The organism is Kinneretia sp. DJ1R-11 (assembly GCF_025717595.1).
Classification (GTDB): Bacteria; Pseudomonadota; Gammaproteobacteria; order Burkholderiales; family Burkholderiaceae_C; genus Paucibacter_A.
On sequence record NZ_JAJIRR010000001.1, the window covers coordinates 317,029 to 334,840 of the forward strand.

Annotated in this window: 14 protein-coding genes and 2 tRNA genes; 4 read left to right on the top strand and 12 right to left on the bottom strand. The window is 66.3% G+C overall.

Annotated features, from left to right (window positions below; genetic code table 11):
- Positions 1 to 59: 59 nt before the first annotated feature.
- Both amaB and LNV23_RS01370 read right to left on the bottom strand, forming a co-directional pair.
- Positions 60 to 1,577 carry an L-piperidine-6-carboxylate dehydrogenase gene (amaB, locus tag LNV23_RS01365; RefSeq protein ID WP_263561296.1) on the bottom strand — a complete coding sequence of 506 codons (1,518 nt, stop codon included), beginning with the start codon at positions 1,575 to 1,577 and terminating at the stop codon, positions 60 to 62.
- Positions 1,578 to 1,592: 15 nt separating this feature from the next.
- Complete coding sequence (locus LNV23_RS01370) at positions 1,593 to 2,684, bottom strand: saccharopine dehydrogenase family protein (RefSeq protein ID WP_263516530.1); 1,092 nt, start codon at positions 2,682 to 2,684, stop codon at positions 1,593 to 1,595.
- Between the two features lie 141 nt (positions 2,685 to 2,825).
- Here LNV23_RS01370 and LNV23_RS01375 point away from each other — a divergent pair, with 141 nt between their 5' ends.
- Together LNV23_RS01375 and LNV23_RS01380 are read left to right on the top strand one after the other, a co-directional pair.
- The gene (locus LNV23_RS01375) at positions 2,826 to 3,326 is read left to right on the top strand and encodes an Lrp/AsnC family transcriptional regulator (RefSeq protein ID WP_263561297.1); all 501 of its coding nucleotides are present in this window, start codon (positions 2,826 to 2,828) and stop codon (positions 3,324 to 3,326) included.
- Between the two features lie 119 nt (positions 3,327 to 3,445).
- Positions 3,446 to 5,104, top strand: coding sequence for a response regulator (locus tag LNV23_RS01380; RefSeq protein ID WP_263516528.1), 1,659 nt, complete (start codon positions 3,446 to 3,448; stop codon positions 5,102 to 5,104).
- A 29-nt stretch (positions 5,105 to 5,133) separates the two neighbouring features.
- Here the strand turns inward: LNV23_RS01380 and LNV23_RS01385 are convergent, their stop codons facing one another.
- The 8 genes from LNV23_RS01385 to rsmB all read right to left on the bottom strand — a co-directional run bounded on the left by LNV23_RS01385 (position 5,134) and on the right by rsmB (position 14,872).
- Positions 5,134 to 7,488 (bottom strand): CHASE2 domain-containing protein, encoded by a 2,355-nt coding sequence (locus LNV23_RS01385; protein ID WP_263561298.1) that lies wholly within the window; start codon positions 7,486 to 7,488, stop codon positions 5,134 to 5,136.
- A 71-nt stretch (positions 7,489 to 7,559) separates the two neighbouring features.
- On the bottom strand, positions 7,560 to 9,245 hold the full coding sequence (locus LNV23_RS01390; RefSeq protein WP_263561299.1) for a FecR family protein: 1,686 nt from the start codon (positions 9,243 to 9,245) through the stop codon (positions 7,560 to 7,562).
- Between the two features lie 204 nt (positions 9,246 to 9,449).
- Positions 9,450 to 9,524, bottom strand: a tRNA-Thr gene (locus LNV23_RS01395).
- An 89-nt stretch (positions 9,525 to 9,613) separates the two neighbouring features.
- Positions 9,614 to 9,689 (bottom strand) — tRNA-Phe (locus tag LNV23_RS01400).
- Positions 9,690 to 9,776: 87 nt separating this feature from the next.
- On the bottom strand, positions 9,777 to 10,472 hold the full coding sequence (locus LNV23_RS01405) for a response regulator (protein ID WP_263561300.1): 696 nt from the start codon (positions 10,470 to 10,472) through the stop codon (positions 9,777 to 9,779).
- Between the two features lie 11 nt (positions 10,473 to 10,483).
- Positions 10,484 to 12,748 (bottom strand): sensor histidine kinase, encoded by a 2,265-nt coding sequence (locus LNV23_RS01410; protein ID WP_263561301.1) that lies wholly within the window; start codon positions 12,746 to 12,748, stop codon positions 10,484 to 10,486.
- Complete coding sequence (locus LNV23_RS01415; protein ID WP_263561302.1) at positions 12,745 to 13,383, bottom strand: DUF4390 domain-containing protein; 639 nt, start codon at positions 13,381 to 13,383, stop codon at positions 12,745 to 12,747. The genes LNV23_RS01410 and LNV23_RS01415 overlap by 4 nt, the downstream gene beginning before the upstream one ends.
- A gap of 76 nt (positions 13,384 to 13,459) precedes the next feature.
- Positions 13,460 to 14,872, bottom strand: coding sequence for a 16S rRNA (cytosine(967)-C(5))-methyltransferase RsmB (gene rsmB / locus LNV23_RS01420; RefSeq protein ID WP_263561303.1), 1,413 nt, complete (start codon positions 14,870 to 14,872; stop codon positions 13,460 to 13,462).
- Positions 14,873 to 15,007: 135 nt separating this feature from the next.
- Between rsmB and folE the strand changes: the two genes are divergently transcribed.
- Together folE and LNV23_RS01430 are read left to right on the top strand one after the other, a co-directional pair.
- The gene (gene folE, locus LNV23_RS01425) at positions 15,008 to 15,736 is read left to right on the top strand and encodes a GTP cyclohydrolase I (protein ID WP_263561304.1); all 729 of its coding nucleotides are present in this window, start codon (positions 15,008 to 15,010) and stop codon (positions 15,734 to 15,736) included.
- 38 nt (positions 15,737 to 15,774) lie between these two features.
- A complete protein-coding gene (locus tag LNV23_RS01430; protein ID WP_263561305.1) occupies positions 15,775 to 16,197 on the top strand; it encodes a BLUF domain-containing protein in 423 nt (140 codons plus the stop codon).
- A 180-nt stretch (positions 16,198 to 16,377) separates the two neighbouring features.
- On the opposite strand, the gene LNV23_RS01435 is transcribed toward LNV23_RS01430, so the two are convergent.
- Positions 16,378 to 16,941, bottom strand: coding sequence for a LemA family protein (locus LNV23_RS01435; RefSeq protein ID WP_263561306.1), 564 nt, complete (start codon positions 16,939 to 16,941; stop codon positions 16,378 to 16,380).
- A gap of 2 nt (positions 16,942 to 16,943) precedes the next feature.
- Positions 16,944 to 17,675, bottom strand: a complete 732-nt coding sequence (gene queC, locus LNV23_RS01440; RefSeq protein ID WP_263561307.1) for a 7-cyano-7-deazaguanine synthase QueC — start codon at positions 17,673 to 17,675, stop codon at positions 16,944 to 16,946.
- Positions 17,676 to 17,812 lie beyond the last annotated feature (137 nt).

The window sequence follows — 17,812 nt, forward strand, 5'->3', positions numbered from 1 at the left end:
GGCAGGGCAAAACAAAGCCCGGGCATGCCGGGCTTTGCGCCATCAATGAAACAGGGGGGTCAGATGTCGAACTTCACGCCTTGCGCCAGCGGCAGCGAGCGCGAGTAATTGACCGTGTTGGTCGTGCGACGCATATAGGCCTTCCAGGCGTCAGAGCCGGACTCACGGCCACCGCCGGTTTCCTTCTCGCCACCGAAAGCGCCACCGATTTCGGCGCCCGAGGTGCCGATATTGACGTTGGCAATGCCGCAGTCCGAACCGCTGGCCGACATGAAGGCCTCGGCCTCGCGCACATCGTTGCTGAAGATGGCCGAAGACAAGCCTTGCGGCACCTCGTTCTGCAGGGCGATCGCTTCGTCCAGGGTCTTGTACTTCAGCGTGTACAGGATGGGCGCGAAGGTCTCGTGCTTGACGATGTCGGTCTGCGCCGGCATGCGCACCAGGGCCGGCGTGGCGTACCAGGCGTTCGGGTACTGGCTGGCCAGGGCACGCTCGCCGCCGGAGACCTCGCCGCCTTGCTCGCGCGCGGCAGCCAGAGCCTTCTGCATGGCCTCGAAGCTGGCGCCGTCGATCAGCGGGCCGATCAGGGTGCCGGCCTCGACCGGGCTGCCGATCTTGAGCTGGGCGCGGGCGCGGTCCAGGCGAGCGACCAGCTCGTCGTGGATGCTCTCGTGAATGATGACGCGGCGGGTGGTGGTGCAGCGCTGGCCGGCCGTGCCGTAGGCGCCGAACAGGATGCCGCGCACGGCCAACTCCAGGTCGGCGCTGGGGGTGACGATGATGGCATTGTTGCCGCCCAGCTCGAGCAGGCAACGGCCGAAGCGCGCCGCCACACGCGGGCCGACCGCGCGACCCATGCGGGTGGAGCCGGTGGCCGAGACCAGGGCGACCTGGGGGTGGTCCACCATGGCCTCGCCGACGGCCGCGCCGCCGTTCAGCAGCTGCGACAGATGCGCGGGCGCCGTGCCGCCGGCCGCGTTGTAGCGGGCCAGGGCGCGCTCGAACAGGGCTTGGGTGGCGATGGCCGTCAGCGGAGTCTTCTCCGACGGCTTCCAGATGCAGCTGTCGCCGCAGACCAGGGCCAGGGCCGAGTTCCAGGCCCAGACGGCGACGGGGAAGTTGAAGGCCGAGATGATGCCGACCACGCCCAGGGGCAGGTACTGCTCCATCATGCGGTGGCCGGGGCGCTCGCTGGCGATGGTCAGGCCATGCAGCTGACGGGAGAGGCCGACGGCGAAGTCGCAGATGTCGATCATCTCCTGCACCTCGCCCTCGCCTTCGCTGCTGACCTTGCCGGCCTCCAGCGAGACCAGACGAGCCAGGTCCATCTTGTGCGCGCGCAGCTCTTCGCCGAACAGGCGCACCAGCTCGCCGCGCTTTGGGGCAGGCACATTGCGCCAGTCCAGGAAAGCGGCATGGGCGCGCGCCACGGCGGCGCGCATGTCTTCAGCGCTGGCCTCGTGGACGGCGCCGAGCGCGGCGCCGTCGATGGGCGAGCGCACGTTCAGCGTGCCGCCGGTGAAAGCCGAGGAAGGAACGCCGAGGGCGCTCAGGAGTTCAGTGATGTGCGTAGTCATTGCGAGATTCTCCGCTCAACCGATGCTTTCCACTTGGCGCGACTGCTGGTAGGCCTTGCCGAACTCATTGGCCAGGAACTCGGGCAGCGAGACTTCCTCTTGCGACACGAAGCCCGACTGCGGCAGCTTGCCCTGACGGAACAAGTCGACGGCGGCGCACATGCCGGCCGCGGTGGTGATCTGGATGGCCGACAGCGGGCGGGCGCCGTCGCGCTCGGCGAAGATCTTGCGGGCGAACACTTCCTGCACCAGGCGGCCGTTCTTCATGCCCGAGACGGTCACGAACACCAGGACCACGTCCTGCATGGTGGCCGGCATGCTCTTGCGCATGATGTCCTTGAGCAGTTCCTGGTCGCTCTTCAGGGCCAGGTCGCCGAGCAGGAATTGCATCAGGTCGCGGTGGCCGGGGTAGCGCACGGTCTTGTAGTCGAGGTTCTTGACCTTGCCGGCCAGGGTTTCGCACAAGGTGCCCAGGCCGCCCGAGGTGTTGAAGGCCTCGTACTCGGTGCCGTCCAGCGAGAAATGCTCCAGGCCTTCCAGCGGCAAGGCGTCGATCTTCTCGCCGTCGTGGATGCATTCGCAGGGGTGGCAGTACTCGTTGATCAGGCCGTCGACCGACCAGGTCAGGTTGTACTTCAGGGCATTGGTCGGGAAGGCCGGCAGTGCGCCGACGCGCATTTTGACGTCGTTGAGGCTGTCAAAGCTCTTGGCCAGATGGGCAGCAACGATGCCGATGAAGCCCGGGGCCAGGCCGCATTGCGGCATGAAGGCCGTCTTGGCGCCTTCGGCGATGCGCATGATCTCCTTGGTGGCGGCCACATCTTCGGTCAGGTCGAAATAGTGGCAGCCAGCTTCCAGAGCCATATGGGCTGCGGGGATCGCCAGTTGGTAGGGCAAGGCATTGACGATGGCGGCATAGCCTTTGACCAGGCCGGCCGCGCCGGCGCCGATTTCGGCGATCACCTGGGTGCGGATGCCCTCGGCGGCCAGCACTTGCAAGGCGGCGGCGTTCTTGTCGAAAACGGTGACTTCGTAATGGCCCGAGCCATGCAGCAAGCGAGCAATGGTTTCACCGATATGGCCTGCGCCCAGCAATGCGATCTTCATTTGATTTGCCTCAAGAGGATTGGATGAGCCGCAGTCTAGGCAGAGACGCTGACGAAAAAAAGCCGGAGTTCGTCGAACTTTGAAGAGAAAATGACGAATCGTCGATGAATTTCGCCACAATGAATCAAACAAGGGTTTCCCATGAGCAGCTCTGAGAACGACCCTGACGCCGCAAGCGCCGCAGTCAAACCTCGTGCGCCGGCCCAGGCCAAGGACCAGACCGACCGCGAGCTGATCGCCCTGCTGCAGGCCAATGCCCGCGAGAGCACGGCCAATCTGGCGCGGAAATTGGGCGTGGCGCGCACCACCGTGGTGGCGCGGCTGGCTCGGCTGGAGGCAGAGGGCGTGCTGGTCGGCTACACCGCCAAGCTGGGGTCGGACGCGGCCGATCGCGGCGTACAGGCCTTTGTCGGCATCACGGTGCAGCCCAAGGCCGGGCGCGAGGTGGTGAAGCGGCTCACGGGCCTGCCCGAGCTGCGCCAGCTGGCCTCGGTCAGCGGCGAGTTCGACTACATGGCCTTGCTGCGCGCCGACTCGACCATGCGCCTGGACGCCTTGCTTGACGAAATCGGCGAGATCGACGGCGTCATCAAAACCACCAGCTCGGTGGTGCTGGCCTTGCGTGTGGACCGCAGCGCTTGAATGCACAGGCACAGGCACAGGGGCCGACGCTGCGCACAAGCGCACGGCACAGCGGCTCGTCTCTAGCCAAGTGCTAGGCAGACAGGCTACGCTGCACATCTGTGAGCAATGGGGGGTCTGTGTCAAAACACCAGCTTGGGCCGGCACCGCGGTTCAATATCGCCCTGGCCAGCGGCGCTCCGGGAGGGGCGCTGAAAGCGTTGATCATTGACGAGGGCGAGCTGTCGCGCTCGGTGATCAGCACCATGCTGCGCGATATGGGCGTGCAGCAGGTGCACACCGCACGCCGCCCCGAACAGGCACGCCGCCAGATCAAAGAGGCCGGCCATGCCTACGACATCATCATCACCGAGTTCCATTTCCGCCGCCTGAGCAACCATGACATGAGCGGGCAGGACCTGCTCGATGAGCTGCGCCAGGCGCGCGGCCTGCCCATGCAGACCATCTTCATCATGGTGACCGATGAGGCGCGCTACCAGCATGTCGCCGATGCCGTGGAAGGCGCGCTCGACGACTACCTGCTCAAGCCCTTCACCGCCCGCCAGTTCGAGGAGCGGCTGCAGATCATCCTGGACCGCAAGCACGCACTGCGCGAGGTCTTCGCCGCCATCGAGGCCAGCGACTACGCCGGCGCGGCCGAGCTCTGCGAGGCCATGTTCCGCAACAACGTTCAGTACAAGGTCTATGCCGCACGGATCGGCTCCGAGCTCTACCTGCGGCTGGGCCAGCTCGATGCCGCGCGGCGCATGTTCGAAGCCTTGCTGGAATACAAGGCCGTGCCTTGGGCGCGCCTGGGTCTGGCCAAGATCGACCTCGGCAATGCAGACACTGCCACCGCCTGCCGCAGCCTGGAGACCCTGCTGGCCGACAACCCCAGCTATGTCGATGCCTACGATGTCTACGGTCGCGCCCTGTTGGAGGAGATGAATTTCACCGGCGCCGCTGAAATGCTGGCCAAGGCTGTGCAGATCACCCCCGGCAATGTGGCGCGCTTGCAGAAGCTCGGTTCCCTGCAGCTGTTCCTGGGCTTCAGCGAATCGGCGGCCAAGCACCTGATGGCAGCGCTGAACATCGGCTCGCAGTCGCGCTCGCTCGACTACCAGGGCCTGGTCGCCCTGGGCCTCGCCTGCCTGGACGAGGAGGACCGGGACGGCTGCGAACGTGCCGCGCGCTTTTTGCAGGACGCGCAGCAGCGCTTTCCGGACAGCTTCCGCGTCCGCACCCTGGCACAGACTCTGGAGGTGGTGCTGGCTTTGTCAGAACGACGCGCCGATGCTGCCCAGAACGGGCTGCGCCAGCTGGCGGCCGAGCTCGACCACCCCGAACTGAGTTTCGAGATGGGCTGCAATCTGATCATGCTGCTGGTGCGCAGTGCCGGCCGCCAGGCCATGCCCGAGGCGCGCGCCTGGACCGAGCGGACCACGCAGCGCTTCGCCGTGTCACGGCCACGCACCCGCATGCTGGAAATGGCGGCCGCGGCCATGCCGCCCATCGAGGCGATCGTGCGCAATGCTGCGGCCGGCATCAACGAAGCAGCGCGCGAGGCCATGTCCCACTTGGTCAGCAAGCAGCACGAACGCACCTTGCAGGCCTTGCTGGAGCTGGCCCAGCGCAGCCTCAATGCCCGCATCATCAACCTGGCCCACGCAAGCCTGAAGCATCACGGCCAGCATCTGCCCGAAGCCACCGCACAGCGCCTTGGCATGGTGATCGATGACTTGCACGCACGCTACACGGACGGAGGACGGCGCTTCGTCGAGCGCGAGCAGCAAAGCTAAGCAAGGCCTGAACGGCGTGGAAGAGCGTTTCAGTCGGGTGGCGGCGCCCAGCGCTCCAAGGCCTGCAACAAGGCCTGCAGGCTGATGGGCTTGCTCAGATGGGCATCGCAGCCCGCCGCCAGGCATTGCGCCACATCTTGGGCGAAGGCATTGGCGGTCAGGGCGATGATGGGCAGGCGCTTGCGGCCCGCGGCCGCTTCTTGCTCGCGCCAGCGCCGAGTCGCCGTCATGCCGTCGAGTCGCGGCATCTGCACATCCATCAACACCAGGTCATAGCGCCCCTGCTGCAAGCAAACCAAGGCCTGCTCGCCATCGCCGGCCAGTTCAATGACATGGCCCAGCGGCGTGAGCATGGCCTCGATCACCAACACATTGACCTCGTTGTCCTCGCACAGCAAGAGGCGCAGCGGCCTCACTGGCCCGGCGGGCGCCTGCGCCGGGGCCGGAGAAGCGGCAGGCGGCGCCTCATGCGACGGCAGCGGCAGATTCAGCTCGAAGCAACTGCCCTTCCCTGCTTCACTGTGCAAGCGCAGCTCGCCGCCCATCAGCTGCACCAGGCTGCGCGAAATGGCCAGGCCCAGCCCCGTGCCGCCGAACTCGCGCGCGGTGCTCGCATCGGCCTGGCTGTAGGGCTGAAAGATGCGCTCTTGCAGATGAGCGGGGATGCCGATGCCCGTGTCCTGAACGCCGATCCTTACCCAGCCGGCCGCATCGCGCCCGGCCGTCAGGCGGACGCCGCCAACCCGCGTGAACTTGATCGCATTGCTGAGCAGATTGGCAAGCACCTGGGCCAGGCGCTGGGCATCACCCCAGACCCAGGCCTGCACTTCCACTGCACAGCTCAGCTCCAGGCTCAGGCCGCGCTCCTGGGCGCGGCCACGCTGCAACTCAATCTGCTGGCGCAGAAGCTCACCCAGATCGAAAGCATGGAGCGACAGACTCAGCTTGCCGGCTTCGATCTTGGCGTTGTCCAGCAAGTCATTGATCAGGGCGAACAGCTGCTGGCCGGCCCCCTGGAAGACTTGCACATAACGGCGCTGCTCAGCGCTCAACTCGGTGCGCGCCAAGATCTCTGCCATGCCCAGCACCGCATTCATGGGCGTGCGGATCTCGTGGCTGACGTGAGCCAGAAAGCGGGTCTTGGCCTGGTTGGCCGCCTCGGCCACTTCGCGTGCATGGCGCAGCTCACGGTGGTGCAGGCTTTGCCAGCGCTGCTCGGCCAGGCCGGCCAACATCAAGGCCAAGGTCAGCGTGGCCAGGGGGCCAAGCAAGGAAGGCAGCAAGAGCTGGCTTTGCACCAGCCAGATCGCCAGGCCCAACAGCAAGACCAGACTCAGCGCCGAGCTTCCCAGCAGCACGGCCCGGCGCTGCTGCGGTTGAAACGCGCGCGATCGGGCATGCAGCACACCCGGCACCGCGGCAAGTGCCAGCAAGACCGCCGCCCAGATCCAGCCGGCTGGCGCCAGCAGCTGACCGCGCGCGAGCAAGGCCGTGGTCGTGGCAAGAAAGGCTGAGCCGGACAAGCGACCTTGTGGCGTGCTCACCGAATCGGCAAAGAAGGCGCTGCTGCCGACGAACACGGTGCGGCCGCGCAAGCTCTCGCGCAAGGCCGGGTCATCACGCTGGCCCAGCGCTGCGCGCATCAGCCGGCCCCAGCTCAGATCGGGCAGGCCCTCCAGCCGGCTGGGCAGCTTGAGCTGCACGCGCCCTTGGGCATCGAGCGGCCAAGCCTTGATCGCCGGCAGCCGCTCGGGCTGCTCTTGCAGCAGCACCGCCAGTGGCAGCGCGGGCAAGACCTGACCCTGGTAGCGGTGCCAGAGCGGCTGCCGGCGCAGCAGGCCGTCGCTGTCCAAGGGCGAGGACACCAGGCCGACCCGGCCCAGCGCCACCGGCGCCTCGCGCAGCAGGGGCGTGGCCGGCAACATCAAGGCATTCCAGCTCAGACTGGACAGGCCCGGTGGCGCGTCGGACCAGGCGAGTCGCTTGAGCAGATCCTGCTCTTCGGCCGGCAAGGCCGAAGGAGCCGCCTCCAGCTGCAGGCCGGCCGCCGCCAAGACCGAGGGCGGCCCCTTGTGCAGCGCTCGTGCCAGCTCAGCATCGCCCTCGCGCTCGCCCGCGAGCACCAGATCGATCACCACCCGGCGCGCACCGGCCTGCTGCAGATAGTCCAGCAGCAGGGCGTAGACCGAACGCGAATAGGGCCAGTCGCCCAACTCGGCCTGCATCTCGCGCAAGGCGTCGTCATCGATGTCCAGCAGCGCCAGCTCGTCCACGCGCAAGGGCTGCGCGGTCAAACGCAGCAGACCGTCTTCGAGCGCCAGGTCCAGGGGCCGCAAGGGGCCGCTGCCCTGCGCCAGCACGATCACGCACAGGGCCAGAGGCAAGGCCAGGCAAGACGGCCCCCAGCGCCGTAAGTGGCGCCAGCTGCGCCATCCCCGCCCGCGAACCGCGGCCATCAAAGCCCCAGCAGGAGCAAAGGCAGCAGCCAGAGCCAGCGCGGGTACGGCACCTCGATCTCCTGCACCTGTCCATAAGGGCCGGGCTGCCCCAGCTCATCCAAGCCGCGCACGCGCAGGAAGTAGCGGCCAGGCCCGGGGCGCGGCAGGCTGAGGCTGGGGCTGTCGCTGCTGAAGTTCTGCAGCTCCTGGCCGAAAGCCGCATCGCGTGCCCACTGCAATTCATAACGCGCCACGCCCGCGGATGCACGCCAGCGCAGGTTCAGCTGCTCGCCGGCCACCTCGGCCTCGGCCGGCTCCGGGCTGGGCGGCAGCGGTCGCAGCTCGAAGGCCTGGCCATCGCCGAAGGGACCGCGCGCCTCGCCCTGCATCGAAGCCAGGCGCCAGTGGTAGCGGCCATAAGGCAGGCGGACGCTGTGGCTGACATCGGCGATGCTGGCCTGGTCCAGCTGCAGCTCGCGGAAGTCGGCATCGCGTGCGACCTGAATACGGTAGGCCTGGGCGGCACTGTTGCGAGTCCAACGGAACTCAAGCTGCTCGCCATAGAGGCGGGCATCGGCCGCCGGCGCCTGGCTGAACGGCGGCTCGGGCCTGGCCTGGATCTGCAGCAAGCGATCGCTGGCCAGCCCCTCCAGGCCGAGCGCGTCGATGGCGCGCAGGCGCAAGCTGTAGCGACCATCGGGCGGCAGAGCCTCCCAACTCAGCTCGGGCTCGCTGGCGCGGTGATCGAGCAGCAGGCGGCTGAAATCGCCTTCGGCAAAGAGCTGGGCACGGTAGGCGCTCGCCCCCGGATGCGCGGCCCAGCGCAGGCGCAGCGGCAAGCGGTCGACCACGGCCAATTCGGCCGGCAAGGTCGGCGCGGCCAGCAAGGGCGCCGCCTGCGGGCGGCCTCTGCCGTCGGCCACCATGCCCATGCCGGCCGGCACCGCCAAGGAAGAATGGTCGCGGCTGTCCGCCGCCACCCGGCCTTCCAGCACCTCCATGCGAGCCAACTCGGCCTGAAGATGCACGCGGAACTCGGTGCCACGCACGCCCAGATTCACATGCGGCGTGCGGATCTCGTAATGCGGCACGCGGCCGCCCTTGGGCGTGACTTGGCTGTCCGCCCCACCTTCGTGCAAACGCAGCTGCACCGCGGGGATGGCGCTGCGACCGTAGACCAGCAGCTGCTCGAGGCTGAGGTCGCTGAGCGGCGGGATCAGCAGCCGCGAACCATCGACAAAGCGCAGAGTGACGGAGGACTGGGCCGCGCTGCGCAAGCGGTCGCCGCTGCGCAGCTCCTGACCGGCGGTCAGACGCTGCTCAGCCTGGCCGCTGCGCAGCAACATGACCTCACCCTGCACAAACACGGTCTGGGCCACACTGGCCTCACGATTCAGCCAGGCCAGAGGCATGCGCAGCACACCGCCCGGCGGCAGGCGCAAGGGATCGGCCACCCGGTTGAGACGCTGCAACTCGCGCCAATGACGGCCCGGCAGCAGATAGCGCTCGGTCAAGCCGATCAAGGTATCGCCCGCCTGGATGCTGTAGTGCCAGTCGCTGTCGGCCGCGGCAGGGCCGGAGACCGCGGCCGGCCGGCTTTGTGCCCAAGCCGGAGCCGGCATCAGAGCCCACAGTCCGAGTGCCAGTACAGCCGCAGCGGATGTGCTGCCTTGGCCACCCGCGTTCCTGATGGTGTGTCGCATGCGCCTTCTCCCTGGCCTTGGCGGCCATCAGCGTCCTTATTGCCGGCATGGTAGCCAAAAAGAACTGTGGGCTGGACGGGAATGGCCCGGGGGCGCAGCTCCGATTTGCGGCTGATAGCGTGCCAGGCTGGGACGGCTGAGAGCGCTCAGCCCAAAACGCAAAAAGCCCGTCGCAAGCGACGGGCTTCGAGAGCGGCAATTCAATGGTGCCCATGACGCGGATCGAACGCGTGACCTCTCCCTTACCAAGGGAGTGCTCTACCACTGAGCCACATGGGCAGTTGGAAGGCTTCCAGCTGCATCCGGCTCCGCGGAAGGAACCGGAAAAACAAAAGCCCACCGAGGCGATGGGCTTGTGTCTGATATTTTGGTGGCCTGGGGCGGAATCGAACCACCGACACGCGGATTTTCAATCCGCTGCTCTACCAACTGAGCTACCAGGCCGTCGTCTTGAATGACGTTCTTGCTTTTTTCACTGCCTTGCTTTGCTTCGAGAAGCACTGCAAATCAGCGAAGACCACGACTATAGCACTAAATTCCAGCTCCGCGCTTATTTCTGCTGAGGTCGACACCCAATTGTTTCAACTTTCTGTACAGATGGGTGCGCTCCAGGCCGGTTTTCTCGGCCACGCGGGTCATGGAGCCGTTCTCCTTGGCCAGATGGAACTCGAAATAGCTCTTCTCGAAGGCATCACGGGCTTCGCGCAAGGGGCGGTCCAGCTCGAAGCTCTGCTCCGAAGCCAGGCCGGCCGCCGGCAGGCTGCTTTGCGGCAGGGTGCTGAGGCTGGGCGCCACGTATTGCGGCGTCAGTTCGCTGCGGGCATAGCTGCTGGGCAGACCAACAGCCGGCGCCGGGCGCGGCGCGGCCTTGACCAGGGACTGCTCCACCGCACGCAGCAGCTTTTGCAGGGTGATGGGCTTTTCCAGGAAGGCGATGGCGCCGAACTTGGTCGCTTCGACCGCGGTGTCGATGGTGCCGTGGCCACTCATCATGATGACGGGCATGGTCAGCAAGCCGGCCCCGCCCCACTCCTTCAGCAAGGTGATGCCGTCGACATCGGGCATCCAGATGTCCAGCAGCACCAGGTCGGGGCGCATGCGCTCGCGCACCGCGCGCGCCTGCGCTGCGTTTTCTGCCAACTCGATCGTGTGGCCCTCGTCACTGAGGATTTCAGAGAGCAGAGCACGTATGCCCAGCTCGTCGTCGACTACAAGAATGGTTGCCATGGAGTCCTAGTTCAATGGGGCTTTTCAGCAGAGCCCGCATCGGCTGCTGCAGTCGCGAGTTTTGAAAATGATAACGAAACTTGCGCACCGGTCACCGCTTGCGCCTCGTCGCCTTGGGCGTGCAGGTTGCTGAGGCGTATGCGTGCGGCGTGTTCATCGGCAATTTTCTTGACCACCGCCAGACCCAGGCCGGTGCCCTTGGTCTTGGTGGTCACATAAGGTTCAAAGGCGCGTTTGAGCACTTTCTCGGCAAAGCCCGGGCCGTTGTCAGTGATCTGCAAGCGCACGGAGCGCGGCGCGCCGGCCTCGGTGAAGGCCTGCTGGGTGCGCACCAGCACCTGCCCGCCCGCCTGCTCCTGCACGGCGTCGAGCGCATTCTGTACCAAGTTGTGAATGACCTGCCGCAATTGCGAGGCGTCGCCGAGGATGCGACTGGCGTCGGGAGCCAGTTCGGCGTGTAGGCGCCCTTGCTCCTGGGCCTCGGCATACAGGGTCAGCACCTCGGCCACCAGGGCATTGAGATCCAGCGCCTTGAGCTGGGCCGAGGGCAACCGGGCGTAGTCGCGGAACTCATTGACCAGCTGCTTCATGGACTGCACCTGGTTGACGATGGTGGCAACCGAACGCACCAGCATGGCCTGGTCGGCGCCTTCCAGCTTGGCTTCGAGCTTGTGCTGCAGGCGCTCGGCCGAGAGCTGGATGGGGGTCAAGGGGTTCTTGATCTCATGGGCCAGGCGCCGCGCCACCTCGCTCCAGGCGGCCGAGCGCTGGGCCGAGACGACTTCGGAGATGTCATCGAACACCATCAGGCGCGCGCCCTGGGGCAGCGGCGCGCCGCGCACCAGCAGGGTCTGCACATCCTGGCTGCTGTCGAGCTGCAGCTCAAAGGCGTCCTGCCAATGGTCGCGTTCGCCGCTCTCGGGGTTGTACTGCTCGAAACGCTGCCAGACGGCCTCGGCAAACGCCTCCAGATGCGGCACCTCGCCCAGCGGCCGGCCCTGGTAGACCGACAGCGGCAGGCGCAGGATGCGGGTAGCGCCGGGGTTGACGGTGTCGATGTGGCGCTGGGCGTCGAACACGATCACGCCGGCGGTCAGGTTGTCCAGAATCGTCTGCAAATGGGTGCGCGCGCTTTCCAGCTGGGCCACACTGCGCTCGACCATGACCCGAGCCTCGGACAGCTGCTCGGTCATGTCGGCGAAGGAACGGGTCAGGCCGCCGAGCTCGTCGCGCGTGCTCAGCATGGGCTTGCGGCTGAGGTCACCCTGGGCCACCTGGCGCACGCCGTCGGCCAGCAGCAAGAGGGGCCGCGCCAGCTGATTGCCGAAGGTGACGGCCAGCAGCAAGGCGGCAAACACCGCCAGCACCAGCACCAGGGTCAGGGTGCCCAGATACATGCGGCGCAGGCCGTCGCGTTCCAAGGCCCGCTGCTGGTATTCGCTGCTGGCGTTTTGCACCGCCAAGGCATTGGCCAGCACCGTGGCCGGCAGGCGCTGCACCACCATCAGGAAGCGCTCGCCCGAATTGCCCAAGCCCAGGCGCATCTCGCTATTGGGCAGCTGGGCAATGGCTCGGATGCGGGCCTGGCCTTGCAGGGCCAGGGCCTCGTCCTCCAGGCCCTCCAGATGGCTGACAACGCGGGCATTGCGCGCCTGGCGCAGCAGGGACTCTGCCGGCCGGTCGGTCATCAAGGAATTGGTGTCGCCACCGACCGACAGCAAGATCTGGCCATTGCCGGCCACCACCGCGACCACACGAGCACCCATCTGCTCGCGCAGACGTTCCAGCACCAGGGGCTGCGGAAGGCTGCCGGCTTCGCCGAGACGCTCAGCAGCATCCAGGGTGCGGTTGGACAGCTCATTGACCAGGCCGTCCAGGGTGCCGCGGCCCAGATTCAGGCCAGCCTCCAGGGCCGAGGCTAGGCGCACATCGAACCAGCTGTCGATGCTCCGGTTGACGAATTGGTAGGACACGCCGTAAATCAGGATGCCAGGCACCATGCCCACCAGGGCAAAAATGCCGGCCAATTTCATCAGCAGGCGGCTGCCGAACTTGCCGCTGCGCACGCGCAGGAACAAGCGCACGGCCGCGCCGACGATGACCAGCAGCAGCAGCCCGGCGACCAAGGCATTGAGCCAAAACAGCCACTCGTAGTGGCGATCGAAGAAGCCGCGCTGGCTGGTGGCGCTGATGGACAGCAAAAAGGCCAGAACGCCACAAATGCCGGTGATGATCACCAGGGCGATGATCCAGGCCCAACGCGCCCGTTTGCTCATGGGGTGGGCGCGGATGCTGCGGCCGTTCGCAGGCTGAAGTCGGGGTTCAGCCCCAGATTGCGTTCAACCCCCAAATTCCAGCCCTGGCCAATGCTGAGGCCGATCTGCATGGGCTTGGGCAGTTGGGAGGTGTCGAGCCGGTAACTGAATTCCAAGTAATGGCTGCCGTCCTCGTCGAGCTCGCGCGCTTCGGCGATGCGCCAGCCGGAAACGCCGCGCAAGGAGGCCAGAGCCTCGGGCAGATTGTTGAAGCTCTGTGTCAGCCCGCCGGAACTGACCCGGTACTGCCGCGTCAGCGCATACCAATACAGGCGCCAGCTGCGCGATGCTTTGCTGGCCCGCGCATCGCGCCAGTACCAGCGCTTGCGCTGCACCGACACCTCGGCCACAAAGTACAGCGAGACCCCTTTCATCAGGGCGTCTTCGGCCGCACGCGGCAGTTCGAAGCGGGTGCTGAAGCTCAGCTCCAGGCCCTCATCGCTGCGTATCGTGCTCATGGCGCTGAGCTCCACGCCATCGGCTCGAACCGGCATGGTCGAAGCCGCCAGCAGACAAGCCAGAGCCCAGGTCAGCCAAAGCCGCCAGAAACTGGCCGGGCGGCTGGCACGGCGATGAAGGATGACAGGCGAACTCAAGGGCAATGCAAACGGAGTAAAGACGCGAAATTGGGGTCAGAGCGATTTTTGCCAGGCTGCCGCAGCCCTCGCAAGCTCAGGCCCGCTTGTGCAACAAGGCGTAGAAAAAGCCATCGAACACCGCCTCGGCCGAAGCTCGCGGCTGGGTCGACACGGCCATGTTCTCCGGCGCCTCATTGTGTGCGAGCGGCAGCAGATGCCCCGTGAAGCCGCTCACCTCCAAGCGACTCGCGTCGGCTTGACGTTGCAAAAACGCATCGATCTGCGCTTCACCCTCGGCTTTGAACATGGAGCAGGTGGCGTAAACCAGACGACCGCCCGGCTTCAGCGTCGGCCACAGGGCGGCCAGCAGCTCCGCCTGGATGGCTGCCAACTGGGCGATGTCACCAGGCCGGCGCAACCAGCGCACATCGGGGTGGCGGCGCACGATGCCGGAGGCGCTGCAGGGCGCATCGAGCAGGATGGCGTCGAACATACGGCCATCCCACCAAGACCCGGTCATGCGGGCATCGGCCGCTTTCAGCTCGGCACGTTGACCCAAGCGGGCCAGGTTGTCCTGCACCCGCAGCAGGCGCTTGGGGTCGCTATCCAGGGCCAGCAGATCGAACTCGCCCAGTTCCAAGAGATGGGCGGTCTTGCCGCCCGGCGCGGAGCATGCGTCGAGCACGCGCGCGCCGGCCTGCAAGGCCGGCAGCACGCCTTGAGCCTGGGCCAGCAAAGGCGCGGCGATCTGGGCGGCGGCGTCCTGGACCGAGACCGCGCCCTGGGCGAAGCCAGGCAAGGCCGTGACCGGCACCGCGCGCTCCAGCAGCAGCGCCTGCGGTGCCAACGGCCCCAGGGCGTGAGCGGCAATGCCGGCCTCCTGCAAGCGCTGCAGATAGTCGGCCGCCGAACCCTGCCGGGCATTGACGCGCAAGGTCATGGGCGGATGCTGGTTGTTGGCCAGCAGCAGCGCGGGCCAGACCTCGGGCCAGTCCGCACGCAAGCGCTCGCTCCACCAGAGCGGGTGGTTATAGACCGCCACCGGCCCGTTTGAGCCCTGGCCAGCCTGAGCCTGCAAGGCCGGCCGTTCCCGCAAGAAGCGGCGCAACACGGCGTTGACGAAGCCCGCACTGGCGGGCAAGCGCTTGCGCACGGCGCTGACGGCCTGGTCCACCACGGTGTGGTCGGCATAGGGCGCAGGCAACTGGTCCGGGCCGGCGTCCCAGAGCAGGGCCAGCGCACTCAAAAGCAGACCCTCGACCTTGGGCGGCGGGCTCTTGGGCGCAAGAATGGCGCGCACCGCCTCGGCACTGCCCAGGCGGCGCAGCACATGGAAGCTCAGGGACTGGGTGGCCGGGCGCAGCTCGGCGGGGCATTTCGCCAGCACATCGGTCAAGGAGCGGCCGCCGCGCACGGCCTGCACGGCATCGGCCACTTGCATCAACAGTTGCTGAAGCGGCGGCGCCAGGGCAGGACCGGCGGGGTTCGACGGCGCGGGCTTGGGCATGGAGGGGGCAGAGGGAAGGCTCACCCTTTCAGTGTAGGTGAGCCCTCCGTACGCCGAGCAGGCAAGACCTGGCCCTGCACAGTCTTTGCAATCCGTACACAATCGCCCGATTGCACCGAACAGCGAGATCCCCCCATGACCGGCGCCCTGCCTGCAAACCCCTCTCCCCGCGATGAGCGCGAACTGGCCGAGCTGCCCGCTTCGGAGCGCGTGCGCTACCGACTCGTCGGCGCAGGCTGCCGCCACCACGCCAATGACAATATCGCCGACTTCATCAAGGACGGTGAGCTCGACGAGATCCAGGCCGAAGTGCAGGCCAAGCTGCAAGAGGTGCTGCGCGCCCTGGTGATCGACACCGACAGCGACCACAACACCCAGGACACCGCTAAACGCGTGGCCAAGATGTTTGTGCGCGAGGTCTTCAAGGGCCGCTATGTGCCCATGCCCCCGGTCACCGAGTTCCCTAACTTCACCCGGCTCAACGAGCTGATGATCGTCGGCCCCATCACCGTGCGCAGCGCCTGCTCGCACCACCTCTGCCCCATCATGGGCCGGGTCTGGATCGGCCTGCTGCCCAACGAGCACTCCAACCTGATCGGCCTGTCCAAGTACACCCGCATCTGCGACTGGATCATGAGCCGCCCGCAGATCCAGGAAGAGGCCGTCACCATGTTGGCCAACGAGTTGCAGGAACGCGTGCAGCCGGACGGCCTGGCCATCGTCATGGAAGCCGACCACTTCTGCATGCACTGGCGCGGCGTCAAGGACACCGAGACCAAGATGACCAACAGCGTCATGCGTGGCGCCTTCCTCAAGGACCCGAATCTGCGCCGCGAGTTCCTCTCGCTGCTGAGCAAGAAGTAAGTCCAAGAACAGACCTCAGCCCCAACGGAGCCCACCCCATGCTAGTTCGCCTTCTCTACGCCAGCCGCGCCCACATTCCCATGGGCGAGGCTGAGCTCAGCACCATCCTGAAGCAGTCGCGCGAGCACAACCCGGCCGAGGGCATCACTGGCCTGCTCTGCTACAGCGATGGCATCTTCATGCAGGTGCTGGAAGGTGGCCGTGACGCGATCAATGCACGCTACAAGCGCATCGTCAGTGACACCCGCCACCACGACGTGATCCTGCTCAGCTACGAAGAAGTAGGCGAACGCGTGTTCGCTGGCTGGTCCATGGGCCAGGTCAATCTTCAGCGCCTCAACCCGGGCCTGGTACTCAAGTACTCCGAGACCGCCAAGCTCGACCCCTACAGCATGAGCGGCAACTCGCTCATGGCCCTGTTCCACGAGCTGGTCAGCTCAGGCGCCATCGTCTGCAGCTGAACCTGGCGGACGCACCGACTCTGTCGGCTGCCGGCACATTGCTGAAATTCAAATGCAACCACAGAGGCACGGAGGCACAGAGCCAAAACCAATTCAGCTTTGTATTTCTCTGTGCCTCTGCGCCTCTGTGGTTGCCTTTTGTATTCGGCTGCTTTGTGCCGATTCCTGCCGCAGCTTCGCTCAGAGCGAGCGCGCCTCCCGAAAGCCATAGAAGCTGGCCAACACTCGGGTCGGGAACTGGATGATGGCTTCGTTGTAGGCGCCCACAGCTTGGTTGAAAACCTGGCGGGTGAAGGAGCGTTGCCGCTCGATCATCTTGAGCTCATCCACCTGGGCAAACAGCTCCGGGTGCTCACGTAAATCGGCATGGTGTTCGAGCATGGACATCAGCCGCGTCAGCGCCGCCGCATGCACTGCGCTGGCCACGCCCAAGCTGGCCACAGGATCACCGGCATAAGGCCGAGCACGCACGGCCTGCAGCGCCACCTGCACCTCCTGCTGCGCGGCATCCAGGGCATCAAAGGTCGCCTGCTCGCTGGGCAGCAAGGGTCGCAGCACGGCCAGCAGGTTGGCGCACACCGCGGCGCGCGCGCTCAGATGGGTATCCAGCTGGGCGAAGGCCGCGGCAATCGCGTTGCGCAAACTCATGACGCGGTTGTAGGCGCCAATGGCCCAGAACAACAGCACAGCCGCCAGACCCCAACCGGCCCAGCCCCAGTCCCAAGCACCTTCGCTAGGCCCCATGTTCAGACCTCCACGCGGCCAGCTTGGAACTCCTCGAAGCCACGCGCACGGAGCTCGCAGGCCGGGCAGCTGCCGCAGCCATAGCCCCAGGCGTGGCGCTGGCTGCGCTCACCCAGATAGCAGGTGTGGGTGTGCTCGATCACCAGCTCATTCAGCGCCGCACCGCCGAGCTGCTCGGTCAAGGCCCAGGTCTGGGCCTTGGTGATGAACATCAGCGGGGTTTCCAGCGTCATCGGCGCATCCAGACCCAGGCTCAGCGCCACCTGCAAGGCCTTGAGCGTGTTGTCGCGGCAGTCAGGGTAGCCCGAGTAATCGGTCTCACACATGCCGCCCACCAACACCGAGGCGCCGCGGCGGTAGGCCAGGGTGGCGGCAAAAGTCAGGAAGAGCAGATTGCGGCCCGGCACAAAGGTATTGGGCAGGCCGTTGGCCTGCATCTCGATGGCGCGGTGCTCCGTCAGCGCCGTGCTGGAGATCTGGCCCAGCAGGCTCAAGTCCAGCACATGGTCCTCACCCAGCTTGGCCGCCCACTGTGGGAAGGCTGAGGCCAGCTCACGGCGCACGTTCTGGCGGCATTCCAGCTCGACGCGGTGGCGCTGGCCATAGTCGAAGCCCAGGGTTTCGACCTCGGCATAGCGTTCCAAGGCCCAAGCCAGGCAGGCGGTGGAATCCTGGCCGCCCGAGAACAGGACCAGGGCTTTGCGTTGGGTATTGGCTTGGGGAGGGGTGTTCATGCGTTCCAACTCTGACAGCGCCGCGCAGTCGCGGCAGACGATGCCTGCCAGTGTGCCAGGGTCGCCCGACCTGGGTTCGACGCCGAGGAGTGCGCCAAGGCGCTAAGCTCACATTTGCACGCACTCGAGGACTGCCG